Genomic DNA, 18,552 nt, shown 5'->3' with positions numbered 1-18,552 from the left:
ATCAGCATGTTAGCATTACGCAAACGACTATATTATAAGCAAGCAAAATGGGCGCTGTTATTATTACTATTATTAAGTTTTTTGATGAGTGTTTTCCAAGTTTTAACAGACTGGCAGGAAGAGAAAGAAACCATCAGAAAACAAGTTATGTCTACCTTGTTTATTGTTGAAGATGCAGCAACAGAGGCCGCTTATGCCCTTGATAAGGATTTAGCGAAGAAGGTGTTGTCAGGGTTAATGCTTTCCAAAAGTTTTTATAAAGCGAGGATCGAAGACGACTTAGGTAATGAACTGGCAAGCCAGTATATGCCATTGTCGAAGCTGTCATTACGTTGGCTTTCTGATGATTTATTTAGCGATTTACAGCACACCTTTACCTTACCCTTGATTCGTAACGCCTATAAAGTCGGAACATTAACGGTTTCTATCGACAGTGTGGCACTTACCAATGGTTTTTTGCATCGTAATATCCGTCTAATCAGTACATCCATTCTATCGGCCTTTTTATTGGGGGCTGCGATGTTTGTGCTGTTTTATGTGCAAATTTCTCGGCCACTGTCTCGGTTAATTAGCCAGTTAAGCTTGTTAGAAAAAGACGACAATGACCCCTTGCAAGTGCAATTTACACAAACATCTCGAGAAGATGAGTTGGGCATCTTGGCTCGAACGATTACCGCCCTTTGGCATAAGCGAAAAAAAGTCGAAAATGATTTAGCAAAAAGCGAAGCCTACTTTAAAGCTGTACTGCATCAATCTAGCGAATGTATGTTGCTGGTAAATCTGAAAGGGCAAATATTAGATTGTAACAGCGAGACATGTCGTTTGTTGGCTTATGATAAGCACAAATTACTGACTTTGAAGATGCAAGATATCGACCCTGAACAAACGCCAGATTTAATTAAAAAGTGGGCAACGGAATCCCCCGGCGAACCTAAGGTATTTGAGGCGCAATATAATCACAGCAAAGAGGGGAGTTTTCCTGTCGAGGTGTGTGGCAACATTATTACTTTGGATAATGAAGCGTATTTTTTGGCCTCCTTTCGTGACATAACACAGCGTAAGAAAGATCAAGAGCAAGTGAAGTTTTTGGCCTATTACGATGCTTTAACCAATTTACCTAATCGACGCTTTTTGAATCAAAAAATAGACAAAGTGATCGCCGATGCGCGTGATAGCGGTCATATTGGTGCTCTGTTATTTCTCGATTTAGATCGCTTTAAAAATATTAATGATTCTATGGGACATCATGTGGGTGATGCCTTATTGGTTGAGGCGGCTAAGCGGATTGTCGCGTGCCTGTCTGTTGGCGATATTGCCGTACGAATCGGTGGGGATGAGTTTGTTATATTAATCCCTGTGTTGGGCAATAATTTCCAAGAGGCACAGGGTCGAGTAACTTTGCTTGCTGAAACGCTACTTTTACAGTTGTCTCAGGTGTTTCATTTAGACCAAACCGATGTGTTTATATCGGCCAGTATTGGTATTAGCTTGTTCCCATTGGATGAGACAAGCGATTCTCAAATTCTTCGTCAGGCTGATACCGCTATGTATGATGCGAAAGAAAGCGGTCGAAATAGTTTTCGGTTTTATCGACAAGAAATGCAACAGCAAATTACGGAACGTGCCAATTTAGAACATGCATTACACAGTGCGATTAGTAATGATGAATTTTATTTGGTGTATCAGCCGCAAGTTAATCAATATGGCCAATTAATAGGCTTTGAGGCATTGATACGTTGGTATAACGAAGAACTGGGTCTAGTGCCGCCGAATCGCTTTATCCCATTTGCCGAAGAAACTGGCCTAATTTACGACGTTGGTAATTGGGTTTTAGATAATGTTTGTAAGCAGTTAAAGTGCTGGCAAGACAATGGTTTACCTGCAACGTTTAAAGGAGTTGCCATCAATATTAGTCCTTATCAATTTGCTAGGGATAATTTTGTCGAGACGGTGAAAGCGGTGATCGATAGTACGCAAGTGGACCCAAGTCTGCTTGATCTTGAAATTACCGAAGGGATGCTGGTGGAAAACATCTCTTCTGTCGCGGAAAAAATGTGGCGACTCAAAGAATGTCAGGTTCGCTTTTCTATTGATGATTTTGGCACAGGGTATTCTTCACTGCGTTATTTACAGCACTTTCCTATTACGCAATTGAAAATTGACCAGTCGTTTGTACGAGATTTGTCTAATGACCCGCAAAGTCATGTCATTATTAATACTATTGTGTCGATGGCGACGCATATGAACTTGTCTGTCCTTGCTGAAGGTGTTGAGTATGAGGCAGAGAAAATCATTTTAGAAAATATAGGCTGCGCAAAATACCAAGGTTATTTCTTTTCCAAGCCCGTCAAAGGCGATGTGGCGACTCAATACCTCTCCGATGACACTGTGTTCCCATTGCCACCTCAAAACGATTAATAGCACCCTGTGGCGGTAAATGTCAGTTATTGTGCGCGTTTTTGCGCCTTACAATAGCGGTCTTCTTTGCCATTATTTATTCACAATAAAAATAAGGAGAAGTAAGGTGAATAAACTGATTGGTGTTGGCTTGTTAACCGCATTGCTTAGCGTTGGAGCACAAGCGGCGGAGAACCACTTAGCAGGTAGGTGGCTTTTACAAGATGCAGATAGTACACAAGCTAAGCTAGATGAAGCGGTTGAGAACGTCGCGCAGGAGATGAATTTTTTTATCCGCGCTTTGGCGCGACCTGTGTTGAAAAAACAAACACAGATCTGTCACCAATGGTTATTGGGTTGGCAAGCTAAGCAATTTCAATGGCAATGTGATAATGCAGAGATAGACTCTATTCCGATAACGGCTAGTGGTGAAGTGATTAAGAAAGACGAAGAAGGTGTTGAGATATCTGGGACTTATCAGCAAACGAATGATGCCGTTATTGTTGTTCTGGAATCTGAGCGTGGTAAGCGAACCAATACTTGGAAACAAGTTGGTGACAATGAGCTGTTGTTCACCGTGAAGTTAGAATCTGAAAAATTACCGACGCCATTAACTTGGTCGTTAACCTATAAAAAATAATGTAACTGAGTACTTCCTCAAGGTTAGCCATAAGAAAGCCCCGATAGATGGATACCTATCGGGGCTTTGTCATTAGTTAGTAGGTTAGCCGTTATTAACGCTTAACCTTACCTGTTGGTGCGAATTTAGCTGCTTCAAGTGGGTAATGGTTGCGAATATATTCCACTAGAACGTCGGCATCAACATAACCTGAGTTTACATAGTTAGGATGATCAACGATTTTAGGGTAGCCATCACCGCCTGATGCTGAGTAGTTGTTTACTGCAACACGGTATGTTTTTCCGGCTTCTAATGCTTTGCCGTTCACCATAATATCGGTTGCTTTACCGTCTTTTAGCGTTAGAGAAACACCACTGAACTGAGCAAATGCGCCCGTTCCTGCTTGTTTCGCTGCGGCAGTAGAAAGGTAATCGGTTAGCTCATCGGCCGTGAAGTCAACATAAGAGACCATGTTACCAAAAGGCTGCACTTTTAAGACGTCTTTATAAGTGACGATGCCTTTTTCCAAGTTGTCGCGGATGCCACCAGAGTTCATGATGCCAATATCTGCGTTTACTTTTTGCTTCATAGCATAAGCAATCAAGTTACCTAAATTGGTTTCTTGGTTACGAACCACACTGCGGTCACCGATGAAGTCTTCATCAGAGAAGCCAATTTCAATATTCAGCTCTTTCTGACCTTTTTCTTGGAATGGCGTTAGCATTTCAAGCATGGTTGGATCTTGTGCGATTTCTTCTTCGATGAAGACGCGCTCAGATTTGCCATCCGCCGTTTTTACTTTTTTCTTCAAGTTAACGGGGATCAGTTTGTACTGAGACCAAACAATGGCGCCATTTTTGTAAACGAAATCGAGACGGCCAACGTATTTACCCCATTCGTAGGCTTGAAGAATCAATGTGCCGTTTTGTTCATCAGGCTCAAACAGTGGGTTTTGTGAGTGACCACCGACAATTACATCAATACCAGGAACAGAGCGTGCTAGTGTGACATCGCCAGGAGCGTTACCGCCATAGTTACCATCACGGTAATGACCCATATGAGTAACGGCAATGACTAGGTCGGCTTTTTTACGCAGTTCTGGGATCAGTTTTTTCGCGACTGTGATAGGCGATTCAATTTTGATGCCTTCTAGGTATTCAGGGTTACCTAGTTTTGCTGTGTCGTCGGTAGTAAAGCCTACAACGGCGATTTTAAGGTCATCCACTTGGAAGATTTTATAAGCATCGAACAGAGGCTTACCTGTCTTCTCATCTAAAATATTCGCAGAAAGGAAAGGGAAGCCTGCCCATTCTTGTTGTTGCTTCAATACAGAAAGCGGGTTATCAAATTCATGGTTACCCAGTGCCATGGCATCGTATTTCAACATGTTCATGCCACGGAAATCTGGCTCTGCATTTTGTAGATCAGATTCTGGAACGCCCGTATTGATGTCTCCACCAGACAGTAATAGAGAATTACCATCGTCTAGCGCCACTTCTTCACGAATGTTGTCGATCAAGGTTTTACGAGCGGCCATGCCGTATTCGCCCTTGCTGTTTTGCCAGAAACGACCATGGTGGTCATTGGTGTGCAAAATAGTGACGCGATATTCTTTGTCTTCTTGCCAGTCAGGCTTTTGTGGGCCCATCATAGAGCAGGCCGTCACAGATAATGCGACACCCGTAATAGCCAGCTGCGTGATAAAACGCTTGGTAAATTTCATGGTTGGATTCCTTTACATGATATTAGTCGGCAGTGCTTTTCATTCGTGATAACCAAATGCCACCGTAAAAGTCGCTTGTTTGATTTCAGTCCTTAAAATGTATCTCATATTTATGACAAGTTCGAGAGACTGTGCAGTAATTTTGACCATTTGTGCAATAACGGAGTGATTTAATCAAAAAAAAGCCCACCACAATGAAATTTAGTTTGTGGCAGGCTTGCTTAAGCGTGTTTAACGGTTCGTTTTGTGAACGATTAAAGATCGAGGCGACGACCACTTTCTTTATCAAAAGCCACCGCTTTAGAGGTATCGAACATCATTTTGATGATAGATCCTGCTTCCGCTGGGTACATTGGGTTAGAACGACAATTGATTTCGGCATCGTTTACACGCGTCAAGATCATGGTATCAGCACCCATTGGCTCTGTGACTTCCACTTCCACATCGGTTGTGGTGACAAAAGGTTGTCCTTCTTTGTGCGGCTGAGGCTCGGTAATCATCTCAGGACGCAAACCTAATAGAATGGTTTTGCCCACGTAATCTTTCAGTGATTCTGGTTTTGGGAATGGCAAAGCGACGGTGGTGCTGGTTGCCAGTTCCAACATGGGAGTGCCGTCCTGCTCAACCACTTTAGCAGGAATAAAGTTCATCGCGGGTGAACCCATGAAACCTGCGACAAACAAATTAGATGGGTTGTCGTAGATTTCTTGAGGCGTGCCCAACTGTTGAACTTGCCCATCTTTCATTACCGCGATGCGATCCGCTAAGGTCATGGCTTCGATCTGATCGTGGGTTACGTAAACGATGGTCGTGCCCAGTTTTTTATGTAGCTTCTTGATCTCTGTACGCATCTCTACGCGAAGTTTTGCGTCAAGGTTAGACAGTGGCTCATCAAACAAGTAAAGCTGAGGACGGCGTGCTAAGGCACGACCCATAGCAACACGCTGACGCTGACCACCAGACAATTGCGCTGGTTTGCGGTCAAGCAGATGGCTGATTTGTAATAATTCAGCGACACGCTGTACTTCAACATTACGCTCTTCTTTTGGCACTTTACGCATTTCCAAACCGAAAGAGATATTCTGCTCAACCGTCATGTTTGGGTACAAAGCGTAAGATTGGAATACCATCGCGATATCACGATCTTTCGGGCTGGCGTAAGTCACGTCTTTGTCCGCAATGAGAATGCGACCTTCGGTCACATCTTCCAGACCCGCAATAGAATTCATTAGTGTGGATTTACCACAACCAGACGGTCCAACCAAAATCAGGAATTCACCCGCTTTGATGGAAATGTTGATGCCTTTTAAAATTTCCGTCTCGCCGTAGCTTTTTTTCACATTATCAATGACTAGGTTTGCCATGTTATTACTCCGAATTTTTTCAGATCACTCGTGCTGTGTTAGGTAAAAGGCACGAGTGCATTTTGTCTTTATCGTTGTTCTCTAGGTTGCTTTGCAGCGTTATTAGCCTTTGACTGCGCCAGCTGTTAAGCCACGGACGAAGTATTTTCCGGCAAACACATAAACCGCCAGTGTCGGTAGGGCCGCAATAATGGCCGCGGCCATATCTACGTTGTATTCCTTACCGCCAAAGCTGGTGTTTACCAAGTTGTTCAAAGCAACCGTGACTGGCTGAGTATCAAAACCAGAGAAGGCCACACCAAATAAGAAGTCATTCCAGATTTGCGTAAACTGCCAAATGACTGTGACGACAATAATGGGCGTCGAAACGGGCAAAATAATGCGGTAGAAAATAGTAAAGAAGCCTGCGCCATCAAGACGAGCGGCTTTCACCAATTCACTTGGAATAGACTGATAAAAGTTACGGAAGAACAAGGTTGTAAACGCCACACCGTATACCACGTGGACAAAAACCAAGCCCGAAGTTGTATTAGCAATACCCAACCAACCCAGTGTCTGTGCCATTGGCAACAAAATAACTTGGAATGGAATAAAGCAACCTACCAACATGGCCGCAAAGAAAAAGTCACTGCCACGGAATTTCCAAAGGGAAATAACGTAACCGTTAATCGCACCCACTAACGTAGAAATCGCAACCGCAGGTAATACGATTTGGAAGGAGTTCATAAAGTAAGGCGAAATACCGCCACAGCTACCGCCCGTACAGGCGCTTGACCAAGCTTTTGACCAAGAGTCGAAATGCAGGGAGGCCGGTAAGGAGAGCAAGGTTCCTGTACGAATTTCTTCCACGTCTTTTAGTGATGTAATCAACATGACGATAAACGGCATGAGGTAAAACGCAGCAACCAGAATCAATACTGTGTACAGGGCAACACGTAATATTTTGTCTAGACCGGATGTTTTGCGGCCAACCGTTTTATTAGTCATGGCGTTTACCTCGCAATTCGGAGTACAAATAAGGAACCAAAATCGCCAATACACAACCCAGCATGACCATAGCTGAGGCCGAACCTAAGCCAATTTGGCTACGTGTAAAGGTGTAGGTGTACATGAAGTTTGCAGGCAAATCTGACGCATAACCGGGCCCACCATTGGTTAACGCGGCCACCAAGTCGAAACTCTTAATGGCAATATGAGATAGCACCACCAAAGCACTGAAGAAAACCGGTTTTAGCGATGGCAAAATGATACGGCGGTAAGTGGTAAACGTACTGGCACCATCAAGGTGTGCGGCTTTGATAAGGTCACCATCAACGCCACGAAGACCGGCTAAGAAAAGTGCCATGACAAAACCAGAGGCTTGCCAAACGGCGGCAATAACCAAACAGTAGACCACCATATCTGGGTTGATCAACCAATCGAATTTGAAGTTTTCAAAACCGAAGTCGATCATCATTTTTTCCAGACCGTTAGTAGGGTTAAGTAACCACTTCCAAGCCGTACCCGTTACGATGAAAGAAATCGCCATTGGGTACAGGTAAATCGTGCGGATTGCGCCTTCAGCGCGGATCTTTTGGTCCAAGAAAATGGCGAGAGTCACGCCAAGGAACAAACAGATAACAATAAACAAGCCACCGAAAATCCCAAGGTTAGATAGGGCTACCATCCAGCGGTCATTGTTGAATAGACGCTCGTATTGATCGAAGCCGACAAACTTATACGACGGCAACATGCGAGAACCAGTGAAAGAAAGTACGGCAGTCCAAATCATATAGCCGTATATGCACACCAAGGTAACCAGTACCGTTGGTGCCATGACGATTTTCGGCATCCAGTCGGCCAAGCTTAGGCGCGCAGGACGTCCTGACTGAGTCTGTCCTGACCCAGAATTGGCGGCTTTTGTGTTCATAATTGATGCTTCACTTTAGAAGAGAGTGCTATAAAACGACTGTGCTCGATGATGCTGTGCTAAAACCAGAATCATCTTTGCTCGTGACGTTTTGGCCTTCTCTGAGAAATCTTAAGAAGAGGTTGGTCAGAAGACCAACCTCTTATGCTTACTGCAAATTAGGCGTTTGCAGGTTTAGAGCTTACATGCTGGCTTTAACAGCGCGAGCAAGTTTATCAACCGCTTCTTCAGACGTCATAGATTCGTCGTTGAAGAAGTTCGTCACCACATCAAAGATCGCACCTTGAACCATAGAGTTCACAGCCATGCCGTGAGCCATACTTGGTACTAGGTTGCCTGTTGTTGAGCTTGCTAGGAAGGCATCCATTGAAGAGTGTGCACAGGTATCAAACTTATCGCGAGGCATATTCAAGCGAACTGGAATAGAGCCTTTGTTTAAGTTGAAGGTTTCTTGGAACTTAGGTTCTAGAATCAAACGAGCAAGATCTTTTTGAGCCGCTTGCTTCTCTTTGCCATCCACTTTAAACATCGCTAGGGAGTCAATGTTAAAGGTGAATTCGCCGCTTGTGCCAGGTGCTGGGTAACAAACGTAATCAATACCGGCTTTTTTGCCAGCTGCTGTGAACTCGCCTTTCGCCCAGTCACCCATGATTTGCATTGCTGCATCACCATTGATAACCATAGATGTAGCGACGTTCCAGTCACGACCAGAGAAACCTGGGTCAACGAATTCACGCATTTGTTTGAAGGTATCAAATACGTCGATCATGTCTTGGCTGCGAAGTGTTTTGTCAGACAAGCCGATGAACGCGCTGTTGTAGAAACGTGCGCCTTTAGCCAAAGCGATGGCTTCGAATAAAGTGGCGTCTTGCCAGTTTTGACCACCGTGAGCGAGTGGTGTAAAGCCAGCGGCTTTGATTTTTTTCGCTTCAACGATGAACTGTTCCCAAGTGGTCGGGATAGATGCGCCTGCTTTACGGAAGACTTCAGGGTTTGCCCACATCCAGTTTACACGGTGAACGTTCACAGGAGCCGCTACATAGTGGCCATCGTACTTCATCACGTTACTAACAACTTGAGGAAGAATAACGTCCCATTCGCCTTTTTTCGCAACATCATCAAGATTGGTTAGAAAGCCAAGATCACCCCACTCTTGAATAGTTGGGCCTTTGATTTGAGCAGCAGAAGGAGGATTGCCAGAAATAGCGCGGGATTTTAGAACGGTCATTGCTGATTCACCACCGCCACCTGCGACGGCGAAGTCTTTCCAAGTGTGGCCAGCGTCTACCATTTCTTCTTTAAGTACATTGATCGCAGCGGCTTCGCCACCTGATGTCCACCAATGTAGAACTTCTACTTCACCAGCGTGAGCGGTAGCCGCGGCTAGAGAAAGTGCAACTGTGGTTAAACCGAAAGCAATTTTTTTCATGATAGTAACCTTTGTTATTGTTATGTCGTCTAGAGCCATTTACACGATTTCTGTGTTTGCCAATACTTTGTTAAAAATAGATTCGAAATGCATAAACTGCGTTGTCTCATCTCTTTTTGCCTTGTCTCGGCTACACATGTGACTTCGTGAAAAAGTCTCTTCTTATCAAAGACAGCAAACTGTTTTGATGTTGCGTTATTTTTGTATCGACTTCGCTTTCTGAAGATCAGCTTAAGCGAATGTTCGAGTGAAAGAATTTAGCAAAGGAATGAACAAGGCGGGGTAAAATAGAGCAACCTATTGTAACAAAGTCTTGCATTGAAGATTGAAAGGCGCATGTTTATTTGCGCTTTTAGTGACGATTTATTCCATCTTTTTAGATCGAAAACGCCGTTTTATTCCTCAAAAAAATCAATGTCGTGGTAGCCAAAGTTTGGCTTCTAGGCCTTGTGGCATATGGTTACTCAAGGTCACTTCTCCACCGTGAGCGCGGGCAATGTTGCGCGCAATACTTAAACCTAGTCCCATGCCACCGGGGTGACCGGAATGGTCTGGTGTCAGACGGGTATAAGGCTGAAATACTTTGTCCATTTTATCGATGGGGATACCCGGACCTTGATCACAAACTCGAATACAGACTTCGTCTTCATCGTCTTCGATATACACGGTTGCGGTTTTTCCATAGAACAAAGCATTATCAACAAGGTTGCCAAGGCAACGTTTGATCGCAAGAGGTTTGCCGATAAAAGGATGCTGTAATTCTCCCTCTACGGTGAGTTTTGTGCCGTTTAAGTTGGCCGTAGATTGCATGTCTCTAAGCATTCTAGAAATGTTTACTTCGACACGATTTTCGTGGATATCGGTTTCTTTCACACTTTGTAGTGCGCCTTTTAGCAGCATGTCGAGGTCTTCCAAATCACGAATCATGGCGTCGCGAATATCATCTTCATCTAGCATTTCAGCGCGTAATCGTAAGCGTGTGATTGGGGTTTTTAAGTCGTGGGAAATAGAGGCGAAGAGCCTTTCTCTATCGTTCAGGTAGCGTTGAATACGGCGTTGCATGTCGTTAAAGGCTTTGGCGGTATTGCGTACTTCGACACTGCCGACTTCTTTGATCGGTTGCCAATCTCCTTGTCCAAAGCGTTCTGCAGCCCGAGCAAGGGTGGCCAGTGGACGTGTCACACGGCGCAGTATCAAAATACTTAGTAACAATACGGTAACGACCGACATGGCCATAGAGAACAGGCGATCACCACTGAGTGCGGTGGTGCCATCTAAAAAGTACGGATCCGGCATTAAACTGGCAAGGTACAACCAGTCTTTGTCATTAATCGGAATTTGAATCACGATAATGGGTGGTGTGAGTGGTTTTACTAATAAGCTGTGATGCCCCCAACGCTCAGGTAGGTCCACAAGACGGGTTTGATTATTGATAACATGTAAATCACTCGGGCTGGAGAAAGCAATTTTGGCATTGTGGATGCCTAATTGTTTGACCAGTGTCGATTGTACTTCGTTTTTGACTATGTCTTTGAGTGGCGAGTCAGGGATGTTATTGATGCGAATCTCTTCTTTATTGAGTGTGACAAAAAAGCGAGTTCCACCCATGTCTTGTAACTGGTCTATGACGATATGACGATAATTGGTGGGTAACGATTTGAAGTAGCTGACGGTCGCGGCGATACGAAAGGCCATGTGCTTAGAGACTTCGCGCACGTTTTCTTCGGTATCAGACTCTAATTGGCGAAGCCAAATGGTCGAGCTGATGAATTGAGCGCTGGCAACACCCAGTGCCATGATGATCAAAATTTGCCCGGTCAGAGACTGGGACCAGCGCTTGAGTCGCGAGCGTTTACTGGCTTGAGTGTTAGTGGGCATCGCTAATGACTTCGACGCTGGCGGTTAATATGTAGCCTTGGCCGCGAATGGTTTTGATCAGCTGAGGTTGGCGGGCATCTTCACGCAAACGTTGGCGTAAGCGGCTGACATGCACATCAATAAAGCGATCTAGTGGGGCACTGTCGCGACCGCGGGTGTTTTCGGCAATTTGTTCGCGCGTGAGCACCGCGCCGGGATGAGTTAAAAACAGCATTAATAGATTGTAGTCAGCGCCGGATAGCGATTCTTTTTCGTCTTTGAAATGCAGCTCTCGTGAAAGTGTGTCTAAGGTAAAGTCTGCGAAGCGATAAAAGCGATGGGCAACTGGCGGAGTGATATCAACCACTTCAGTATGTTCCATACGTCGTAAGATCGCTTTGATTCTGGCCAGCAGCTCTCGCGGGTTAAAGGGTTTAGCAAGATAATCATCGGCGCCAATTTCTAAGCCGATAATGCGATCCATTTCATCGGAGTTTGCCGTTAACATAATGACCGGAACTTGTGATTGCGTTCTTAGAGAGCGACAGACAGCAAAGCCATCTTGCCCTGGAAGCATGATATCTAGAATAACCAAATCAATGTCCTGACTTGGTCGAAAATCCTTTAAAAAAGTCTCACCTGAATCGGCTGTCAGTACCTTAAATTGATGCTTTTCTAGATAGGTTTTGAGCAGGGTACGAATCTCGTCGTCATCGTCTACAACATAGATGCATTTAGTGTTGGTCATGTTTTTGCTCAGTGGAAGTGTTGGTTGAGACCTTGGTATTGCAACGATTTAGGCGGCGAACTTCAAGGTGCTCTTATGGTAAAAAGTGCGTTAGTAAGTTTGGAGTCTAGCAAGAAAGTAACGGTGAACCAATTACCGATAATAGGTTGCGAAAGGGATGCTTTAAATAAATTAAATTGATTTAAGTGTTTCTCCCCTGCATAATTTTTCGACTAACCTTTATTACTCGTCTGTGTAGCAGATATCTGAGAATTAAAAAGAGACCACGATAATGACAACAAAAGTGATGGCATTCGGCGAAGCCTTGATCGATTTCCTTTCTAATGGAGCCACCAAAGCAGGAGAGCTTGAATCTTTTACTAAATTCCCTGGCGGAGCGCCAGCGAATGTGGCTGTGGCCGTGGCGCGTCTGGGCGGTAACAGCCATTTTGTTGGCCAAGTCGGTGATGATGCGTTTGGCCACTTCCTGAAAGCATCTCTTGATGACTATGGTGTGAATACCAGCAATATGCTGATGACCAAAGAAGCCAAAACCGCATTGGCATTTGTCAGCTTGGATCAAACAGGTGAACGCAGTTTTGAGTTTTATCGTAGTCCTTCTGCAGATATTTTGTTCCGTGAAGACGATTTTCAGGCCGCTTGGTTTGCTGGTAACCATGGCGTTTTTCATACTTGTTCTAACACGTTGACCGATGCGGACATTACGAAAGCCACGTTGGCTGGCGTTAGCATGGCTCGCGCGACAAATTGGATCGTAAGTATTGATGTTAATTTACGTACCAACCTTTGGCCCAATGGCCAAGTAGACAGCAAGCGTGTGATTGATTGGATGCAAAGCGGCGATGTGGTGAAAGCTAGCCTAGAAGAACTGGCTGTGCTGGCGGAAGATCCGTTTGCGCTGATCGAACAGTCTCTCGCAGCGGGAGTGACCTTATTTGTCTTAACCGATGGTGGTAATCCGATTCGTTTTTATACAACTGCACACGGCGAGTGCGAAGTGGTCACTCCGAAAGTAGAAGTGAAAGACACCACTGCGGCAGGCGATGCCTTTGTCGGCGGTTTGTTATATAAACTTGCAGAATACGGTGGAGACAGCGGTGTGTTAGCGACATTGTCACAGCAAACACTTGTGGATATTGTTCGATTCGCGGCTGCTTGTGGGGCAGACTCGGTGACAAAATTAGGTGCTTATCCGTCTTTGCCTTCTCTTGCTGAGGCGGAAGCCCAACTTAGTCGTTTTTAGTTAAAATCGTCTAAGACGTAATTCTAGTTAAACGGTTAAGAGAGTACTTTAGCCGATTATGTAAAATAAAAAACGTGGCATGACCACGTTTTTTTTGGTCTAAAAAATAGCCGTAAAATAAGGAAAAAAATGATAAATAAATGCTGTTTTTCTGTGCCTTTTTGCTGGTTAACTTGCTGAATTTGTGGTTAAAAGCGGTTTTTGTTGGTTTTTCATACAGGTGTCGTAAGTAAAATAGGATTCGCATTTTTATTATGGGCTACTAAAATTTAAAAATAATTAAGTAAATATTAAGCATGGAATGAGCTTGAAGCGCGGGTTCTGTTTGTTAATAATCAAATTCCTTCTTAATCCTTATAGAAGACATGTTTACCTTGTTTCGACCTATGATAATAAAAATGAAGGCGTGCTAGGGGGGAGTTCCCAAGTGAGCCTGTAAGGAGCAATGATGAAAAAATCTCTACTGTCTATGGCGGTCGCCCTGACACTTTCCGCAAATGCTGTGCACGCAGCTGATCTCATGTTCAAGCCTGGTGAAGATTCTCGTTTCAGCTGGGACAGCTATGAAGCGCTAAAAAAGAATGATCTATCCGGTGAAACCATCTCTATCTTTGGTCCTTGGACTGGCGATGAGAAGGGCAACTTTGAGCGTGTTGCGGCGTACTTTGAAAAAGCTACAGGGGCGAAAGTAAAATACGCAGGCTCAGACTCTTTTGAGCAGCAAATCGTTATCGATACTCAAGCTGGCAGCGCGCCAAATATTTCTGTTTTTCCTCAGCCAGGCTTGGCAGCCGATCTAGCGGCTAAGGGCTTTTTAACACCTCTTAGTGATACGGTAAAAGAAGGTGTCAAAAAGGATTACGCAGCAGGTCAGTCTTGGGTTGATCTTGCGACTTTTAAAGACAAGCAAGGTGATAAAGAATTCTACGGTGTGTTCTATCGTGCGGATTTGAAATCGTTAGTGTGGTATTCGCCAGATAACTTTGAAGACGCAGGTTATGACGTTCCTGAAACTATGGAAGATCTTAAGGCGTTAACAAAACAAATCGTCGCTGATGGTGGCACGCCTTGGTGTATCGGTTTGGGTTCCGGCGCAGCAACAGGTTGGCCTGCAACCGATTGGGTAGAAGATTTATTACTTCGTACGCAACCAGCATCGGTTTACGATAAATGGGTAACAAACGAAATCAAGTTTGATGATCCTCGTATCGTTGGTGCTATCGAAGAGTTTGGTTGGTTCGCGCGCAATGACAAGTTCGTTGATGGTGGTGCGGGTGCGGTAGCATCGACAGACTTCCGCGATAGTCCAAAGGGCTTGTTCACTTCCCCTCCTAAATGTTATATGCATCGTCAAGCGTCGTTTATCCCAGCTTTCTTCCCAGAAGGTACGAAATTGGGTCTAGATGCGGATTTCTTCTACTTCCCATCTTACGCGTCCAAAGACTTGGGTAACCCTGTATTGGGTGCTGGTACTTTAATGAGTGTTACCAATGACTCTAAAGGTGCTCGTGCGTTTATCGATTTCATTCGCTCGCCAATCGCTCATGAGTTGTGGATGGCGCAAACTGGCTTTATCTCTGCACACTTGAAAGCCAATCCAGAAACTTATTCAAGTGAAGCAGCGAAGAAACAAGGTGAGATCTTACGCTATGCTACGACCTTCCGTTTTGATGGATCGGACTTGATGCCAGGTAAAATCGGTGCCGGTTCTTTCTGGACAGGTATGGTTGATTACACAGGCGGTAAAGATGCCAAAGAAGTGGCTCATGACATCCAGAAAACATGGGATGCCTTGAAGTAATTCTTTGCTAAGCCCTAGGGTTACTCTAGGGCTTTTTTGCATTTGTTTTATAAGTAAAGTGGATGATCGTTTTATACCGTCACTGCATTGATATATTTTTGGAGATTCTATGGGACAGCTTGCCTCTGCGTTAGGAATCATGATTCTAGGGGTTCTAGGGTGTGTCGTGTATTTCTACGGCTCGAACTACCTTTTGGATAAAATTTTTCCAACTAAAAGCGGTTCTGCGACAGCTGTTGCGCGAAATTTACGCATGGCGAATACTATTCGTCCTTGGCTATTTTTGGGCCCTGCGGTTTTATTGCTGACGTTTTATCTTTTTTATCCCGTTATTGATTCTATTCGCCTGTCTTTTTATGGACGTAGTGGTGAAGATTTTGTCGGGTTGGCGAACTATAAATGGCTGTTCGGCAGTGATGAGTTCTATGAATCTTTCCGAAATAACATGCTGTGGCTGATTGTTGTGCCAACAGCGGCGACGTTTTTTGGTTTGATTATAGCGACCATGACAGACCGTATTTGGTGGGGCAATATCGCCAAAAGTTTGATTTTCATGCCAATGGCGATTTCCTTTGTGGGGGCGTCGGTTATTTGGAAATTCATTTACGATTTCCGCACGGGTGGTGAAGATCAAATCGGTTTATTAAATGCCTTGGTCGTCTTCTTTGGCGGTGAGCCACAAACCTGGCTGACCATTCCTATTTGGAACAATTTCTTCCTAATGGTCATTCTAATTTGGATTCAAACAGGCTTTGCCATGGTGATCCTGTCTGCGGCGTTGCGTGGTATTCCAGATGAAACCATTGAGGCTGCCGTGTTAGATGGCGCGAATGGTTTTCAAATTTTCTACAAGATTATGGTACCGCAAATTTGGGGCACCATTGCCGTAGTTTGGACCACGATTACCATTTTGGTGTTGAAGGTTTTCGATATCGTTTTGGCGATGACAAATGCTCAATGGGGCACTCAAGTATTGGCCAACCAGATGTTTAGTTGGATGTTTAATGGCGGCGGCGATTTTGGTCGCGGCGCGGTAATTGCGTTGGTTATTATGGTTCTGGTTATCCCAATTATGGTGTGGAATATTCGTCGCGCTAATGCTGAAATGGAGGGACGTTAATATGATCACGTCATCTAAACGTACTTCGTTAACTCTTTTAGTCCATGCGACTGTGTTGTTTTTAGTGATTATTTGGACGGTTCCCACGGCGGGTTTGTTTATCTCTTCTATTCGAGATAAAAGTCAATTATCGAACTCTGGCTGGTGGACGGCGTTATCAACGTCAGAGCAACGTCTTGTAGCGCGGGCTCATGAACCTAAGAAACAAGTTCAAGAAGGTGATCGTTTTGTCATTCGAGGCAATCTTTTTGAAGGCTCTGCGGGTGAGGTGACTAAGTTTGGTTCCAGCTCATTGAGACCTGGTGAATTTGAGGTTGGCACCGTGGCTGAACTGAAGAAAGGCAAGACGCTGCAAGTGATGAAAAACGGCGACTATGTGTTTTCTTCGCCGGTTGAATGGAAAGGTTCCCGTGGCTCGCGTATTTTTTATACTGCCGAAATTCCTCCGCGTTTTACGTTGGATAATTATCGCGAAGTATTGAGTGCCGAAGGTCTGGGGAAATCCTTTATCAACTCATTAACCGTTACTATTCCTGCGACTATTATTCCCATTCTTGTGGCTGCGTTTGCGGCCTACGCCTTAGCGTGGATGAGCTTTCCTGGTCGCGCACTATTGGTTGCGGCTGTGGTTGGTTTGCTGGTGGTTCCACTGCAAATGTCGCTGATTCCGCTTTTGAAAACCTATAATTTAATTGGTGAGTTTTTTGGTGTTGGGTCGAAGACCTATGTGGGAATTTGGCTAGCGCATACCGGGTTTGGTCTGCCTTTGGCGATTTACCTACTGCGTAATTATATTGTGGGTTTACCCAGAGAAATTATTGAGTCTGCTCGTGTTGACGGGGCTTCAGACTTTGATATCTTCCGTAAAATTGTTTTACCTCTGTCTTTTCCTGCATTGGCGTCGTTTGCCATCTTCCAATTCCTTTGGGTATGGAATGATTTGCTGATTGCCATGGTGTTCCTAGGTAATGATGCGGATCATATGGTGCTAACCGGACAACTTCGTGAACTATTGGGGTCTCGTGGCGGTAACTGGGAGATCCTGACCGCTTCTGCGTTTATTACCATCATTATTCCTTTGTGTGTCTTCTTTGGCTTACAGCGCTATTTGGTTCGCGGTTTGCTAGCGGGCTCGGTGAAATAACAAAACCTAGGTTGGTGAGTTGAGCGCTTGCTCCTCACCTAAGGTATGAATTTAGATTGAGGCAGTAAAATTATGGCTGATGTAAAACTCACCAATGTAAAGAAAGTTTATTCGAATAATGTTGAAGTATTAAAAGACATTAATCTGGATATCAAGCAAGGCGAATTCATTGTCTTCGTTGGTCCGTCTGGCTGTGGTAAGTCTACGTTATTACGTATGATTTCTGGATTAGAAGAAATTTCGGCAGGTACCTTAGAAATTGATGGCACAGTGGTTAATGACGTGCCTCCAGCGTTGCGCGGTATTGCCATGGTGTTTCAAAGCTACGCTTTGTATCCGCACATGACGGTATATGACAACATGGCGTTTAGCTTACAAATTGCGAAAGTAAGCAAGGCTGATATTGAGCAACAGGTACGCAAAGCCGCTGAAATGTTGCAATTGACGCCTTATCTTGATCGTTTGCCAAAAGCACTATCTGGTGGGCAGCGTCAGCGTGTGGCTATCGGTCGTGCGATTGTGCGTCGTCCAAAAGTCTTTTTGTTTGATGAGCCGTTATCTAACTTGGATGCGGCATTACGTGTTGCGACACGTATGGAAATCGCCAACCTGAAAGACAGCATGCCGGATTCGACGATGATTTATGTTACCCACGATCAGGTGGAAGCGATGACATTGGCGGATCGTATCGTGCTTTTGTCTGGCGGTAATATAGAGCAAGTCGGTTCGCCATTAGAATTATATGAGCATCCGGCAAATGTGTTTGTGGCGAAATTTATTGGTTCGCCTGCAATGAACATTGTCCCTTGTCGTATTGAGCAAGCGGGCGCGCAAACTCTAGTATCTTTGTCGGCATCTGCATCAATCCAAACGCCTATCGTGACTGAACCGAGTGAGCAGGCGAAACCTGCCTTTTTTGGAATCCGCCCAGAAGATCTTGTTGTGGTTTCCTCTGAGCAAGATAGTTTGTTCTCAGGCAGTGTCTCTTTTGTTGAATCCCTTGGTGAAGCCACTTTGTTGTATGTGAATATTCCGGGGGCTGATGAAATGGTCATTGCTAAGCAAGCTGGCACATTGAATATCTCTCGTGGCGATAAAGTGTATTTGTCTGCACCACCAGAAAAAATGCATTTGTTTGATGAGAATGAGCAGTCATATGTACGTAAGAGTTAGTCGCTAAACGTTGATGAATTGCTAG

The 18,552-nt window shown here is 44.5% G+C and carries 14 protein-coding genes; 7 read left to right on the top strand and 7 right to left on the bottom strand.

The genetic code is table 11. The features are described from left to right. Positions 1 to 6: 6 nt before the first annotated feature. Complete coding sequence (locus tag C0J08_RS21695; RefSeq protein ID WP_212653930.1) at positions 7 to 2,418, top strand: EAL domain-containing protein; 2,412 nt, start codon at positions 7 to 9, stop codon at positions 2,416 to 2,418. 106 nt (positions 2,419 to 2,524) lie between these two features. Then, a complete protein-coding gene (locus C0J08_RS21690; protein ID WP_212653929.1) occupies positions 2,525 to 3,037 on the top strand; it encodes a hypothetical protein in 513 nt (170 codons plus the stop codon). A 94-nt stretch (positions 3,038 to 3,131) separates the two neighbouring features. On the opposite strand, the gene ushA is transcribed toward C0J08_RS21690, so the two are convergent. From ushA to C0J08_RS21655, 7 genes are all read right to left on the bottom strand, one after another. Beyond that, positions 3,132 to 4,739: a bifunctional UDP-sugar hydrolase/5'-nucleotidase UshA gene (ushA, locus tag C0J08_RS21685; RefSeq protein ID WP_212653928.1), complete on the bottom strand. Its 1,608-nt coding sequence runs from the start codon at positions 4,737 to 4,739 to the stop codon at positions 3,132 to 3,134. Between the two features lie 254 nt (positions 4,740 to 4,993). Further along, complete coding sequence (locus C0J08_RS21680; RefSeq protein ID WP_212653927.1) at positions 4,994 to 6,103, bottom strand: ABC transporter ATP-binding protein; 1,110 nt, start codon at positions 6,101 to 6,103, stop codon at positions 4,994 to 4,996. Between the two features lie 102 nt (positions 6,104 to 6,205). Continuing rightward, positions 6,206 to 7,090 (bottom strand): carbohydrate ABC transporter permease, encoded by an 885-nt coding sequence (locus tag C0J08_RS21675; RefSeq protein WP_212653926.1) that lies wholly within the window; start codon positions 7,088 to 7,090, stop codon positions 6,206 to 6,208. Then, the gene (locus tag C0J08_RS21670) at positions 7,083 to 8,012 is read right to left on the bottom strand and encodes a carbohydrate ABC transporter permease (protein ID WP_212653925.1); all 930 of its coding nucleotides are present in this window, start codon (positions 8,010 to 8,012) and stop codon (positions 7,083 to 7,085) included. Before C0J08_RS21670 ends, C0J08_RS21675 begins: the two co-directional genes overlap by 8 nt. 181 nt (positions 8,013 to 8,193) lie before the next feature. Further along, the gene (locus tag C0J08_RS21665) at positions 8,194 to 9,441 is read right to left on the bottom strand and encodes an ABC transporter substrate-binding protein (RefSeq protein WP_212653924.1); all 1,248 of its coding nucleotides are present in this window, start codon (positions 9,439 to 9,441) and stop codon (positions 8,194 to 8,196) included. Positions 9,442 to 9,852: 411 nt separating this feature from the next. Then, positions 9,853 to 11,319 carry an ATP-binding protein gene (locus C0J08_RS21660; protein WP_212653923.1) on the bottom strand — a complete coding sequence of 489 codons (1,467 nt, stop codon included), beginning with the start codon at positions 11,317 to 11,319 and terminating at the stop codon, positions 9,853 to 9,855. After that, positions 11,309 to 12,046: a response regulator gene (locus tag C0J08_RS21655; protein WP_212653922.1), complete on the bottom strand. Its 738-nt coding sequence runs from the start codon at positions 12,044 to 12,046 to the stop codon at positions 11,309 to 11,311. Before C0J08_RS21655 ends, C0J08_RS21660 begins: the two co-directional genes overlap by 11 nt. Before the next feature lie 271 nt (positions 12,047 to 12,317). On the opposite strand from C0J08_RS21655, the gene C0J08_RS21650 reads away from it, so the two are divergent. The 5 genes from C0J08_RS21650 (at position 12,318) to C0J08_RS21630 (ending at position 18,527) form a co-directional block, all read left to right on the top strand. Further along, positions 12,318 to 13,289: a carbohydrate kinase family protein gene (locus tag C0J08_RS21650; protein ID WP_212653921.1), complete on the top strand. Its 972-nt coding sequence runs from the start codon at positions 12,318 to 12,320 to the stop codon at positions 13,287 to 13,289. Between the two features lie 448 nt (positions 13,290 to 13,737). Continuing rightward, entirely contained in the window at positions 13,738 to 15,090 is a 1,353-nt protein-coding gene (locus tag C0J08_RS21645; protein ID WP_212653920.1) for an ABC transporter substrate-binding protein, read from the top strand. 109 nt (positions 15,091 to 15,199) lie between these two features. Continuing rightward, a complete protein-coding gene (locus tag C0J08_RS21640) occupies positions 15,200 to 16,210 on the top strand; it encodes a carbohydrate ABC transporter permease (protein ID WP_212653919.1) in 1,011 nt (336 codons plus the stop codon). Between the two features lies 1 nt (position 16,211). Continuing rightward, complete coding sequence (locus C0J08_RS21635; RefSeq protein WP_212653918.1) at positions 16,212 to 17,354, top strand: carbohydrate ABC transporter permease; 1,143 nt, start codon at positions 16,212 to 16,214, stop codon at positions 17,352 to 17,354. A 72-nt stretch (positions 17,355 to 17,426) separates the two neighbouring features. Further along, positions 17,427 to 18,527, top strand: a complete 1,101-nt coding sequence (locus C0J08_RS21630) for an ABC transporter ATP-binding protein (RefSeq protein WP_212653917.1) — start codon at positions 17,427 to 17,429, stop codon at positions 18,525 to 18,527. Positions 18,528 to 18,552: the final 25 nt, after the last annotated feature.

The organism is Marinomonas sp. CT5, from assembly GCF_018336975.1.
In the GTDB taxonomy this organism is placed as follows: Bacteria; Pseudomonadota; Gammaproteobacteria; order Pseudomonadales; family Marinomonadaceae; genus Marinomonas.
This window is presented reverse-complemented; position numbering and strand designations above follow the sequence as displayed.

What these genes read in the sequence shown, in the direction of transcription:
- C0J08_RS21695 (WP_212653930.1), top strand. Translation starts at nt 7, where the DNA reads ATGTTAGCATTACGCAAACGACTATATTATAAGCAAGCAAAATGGGCG.
- ushA (WP_212653928.1), bottom strand. Translation starts at nt 4,739, where the DNA reads ATGAAATTTACCAAGCGTTTTATCACGCAGCTGGCTATTACGGGTGTC.
- C0J08_RS21680 (WP_212653927.1), bottom strand. Translation starts at nt 6,103, where the DNA reads ATGGCAAACCTAGTCATTGATAATGTGAAAAAAAGCTACGGCGAGACG.
- C0J08_RS21675 (WP_212653926.1), bottom strand. Translation starts at nt 7,090, where the DNA reads ATGACTAATAAAACGGTTGGCCGCAAAACATCCGGTCTAGACAAAATA.
- C0J08_RS21670 (WP_212653925.1), bottom strand. Translation starts at nt 8,012, where the DNA reads ATGAACACAAAAGCCGCCAATTCTGGGTCAGGACAGACTCAGTCAGGA.
- C0J08_RS21665 (WP_212653924.1), bottom strand. Translation starts at nt 9,441, where the DNA reads ATGAAAAAAATTGCTTTCGGTTTAACCACAGTTGCACTTTCTCTAGCC.
- C0J08_RS21660 (WP_212653923.1), bottom strand. Translation starts at nt 11,319, where the DNA reads ATGCCCACTAACACTCAAGCCAGTAAACGCTCGCGACTCAAGCGCTGG.
- C0J08_RS21655 (WP_212653922.1), bottom strand. Translation starts at nt 12,046, where the DNA reads ATGACCAACACTAAATGCATCTATGTTGTAGACGATGACGACGAGATT.
- C0J08_RS21650 (WP_212653921.1), top strand. Translation starts at nt 12,318, where the DNA reads ATGACAACAAAAGTGATGGCATTCGGCGAAGCCTTGATCGATTTCCTT.
- C0J08_RS21645 (WP_212653920.1), top strand. Translation starts at nt 13,738, where the DNA reads ATGAAAAAATCTCTACTGTCTATGGCGGTCGCCCTGACACTTTCCGCA.
- C0J08_RS21640 (WP_212653919.1), top strand. Translation starts at nt 15,200, where the DNA reads ATGGGACAGCTTGCCTCTGCGTTAGGAATCATGATTCTAGGGGTTCTA.
- C0J08_RS21635 (WP_212653918.1), top strand. Translation starts at nt 16,212, where the DNA reads ATGATCACGTCATCTAAACGTACTTCGTTAACTCTTTTAGTCCATGCG.
- C0J08_RS21630 (WP_212653917.1), top strand. Translation starts at nt 17,427, where the DNA reads ATGGCTGATGTAAAACTCACCAATGTAAAGAAAGTTTATTCGAATAAT.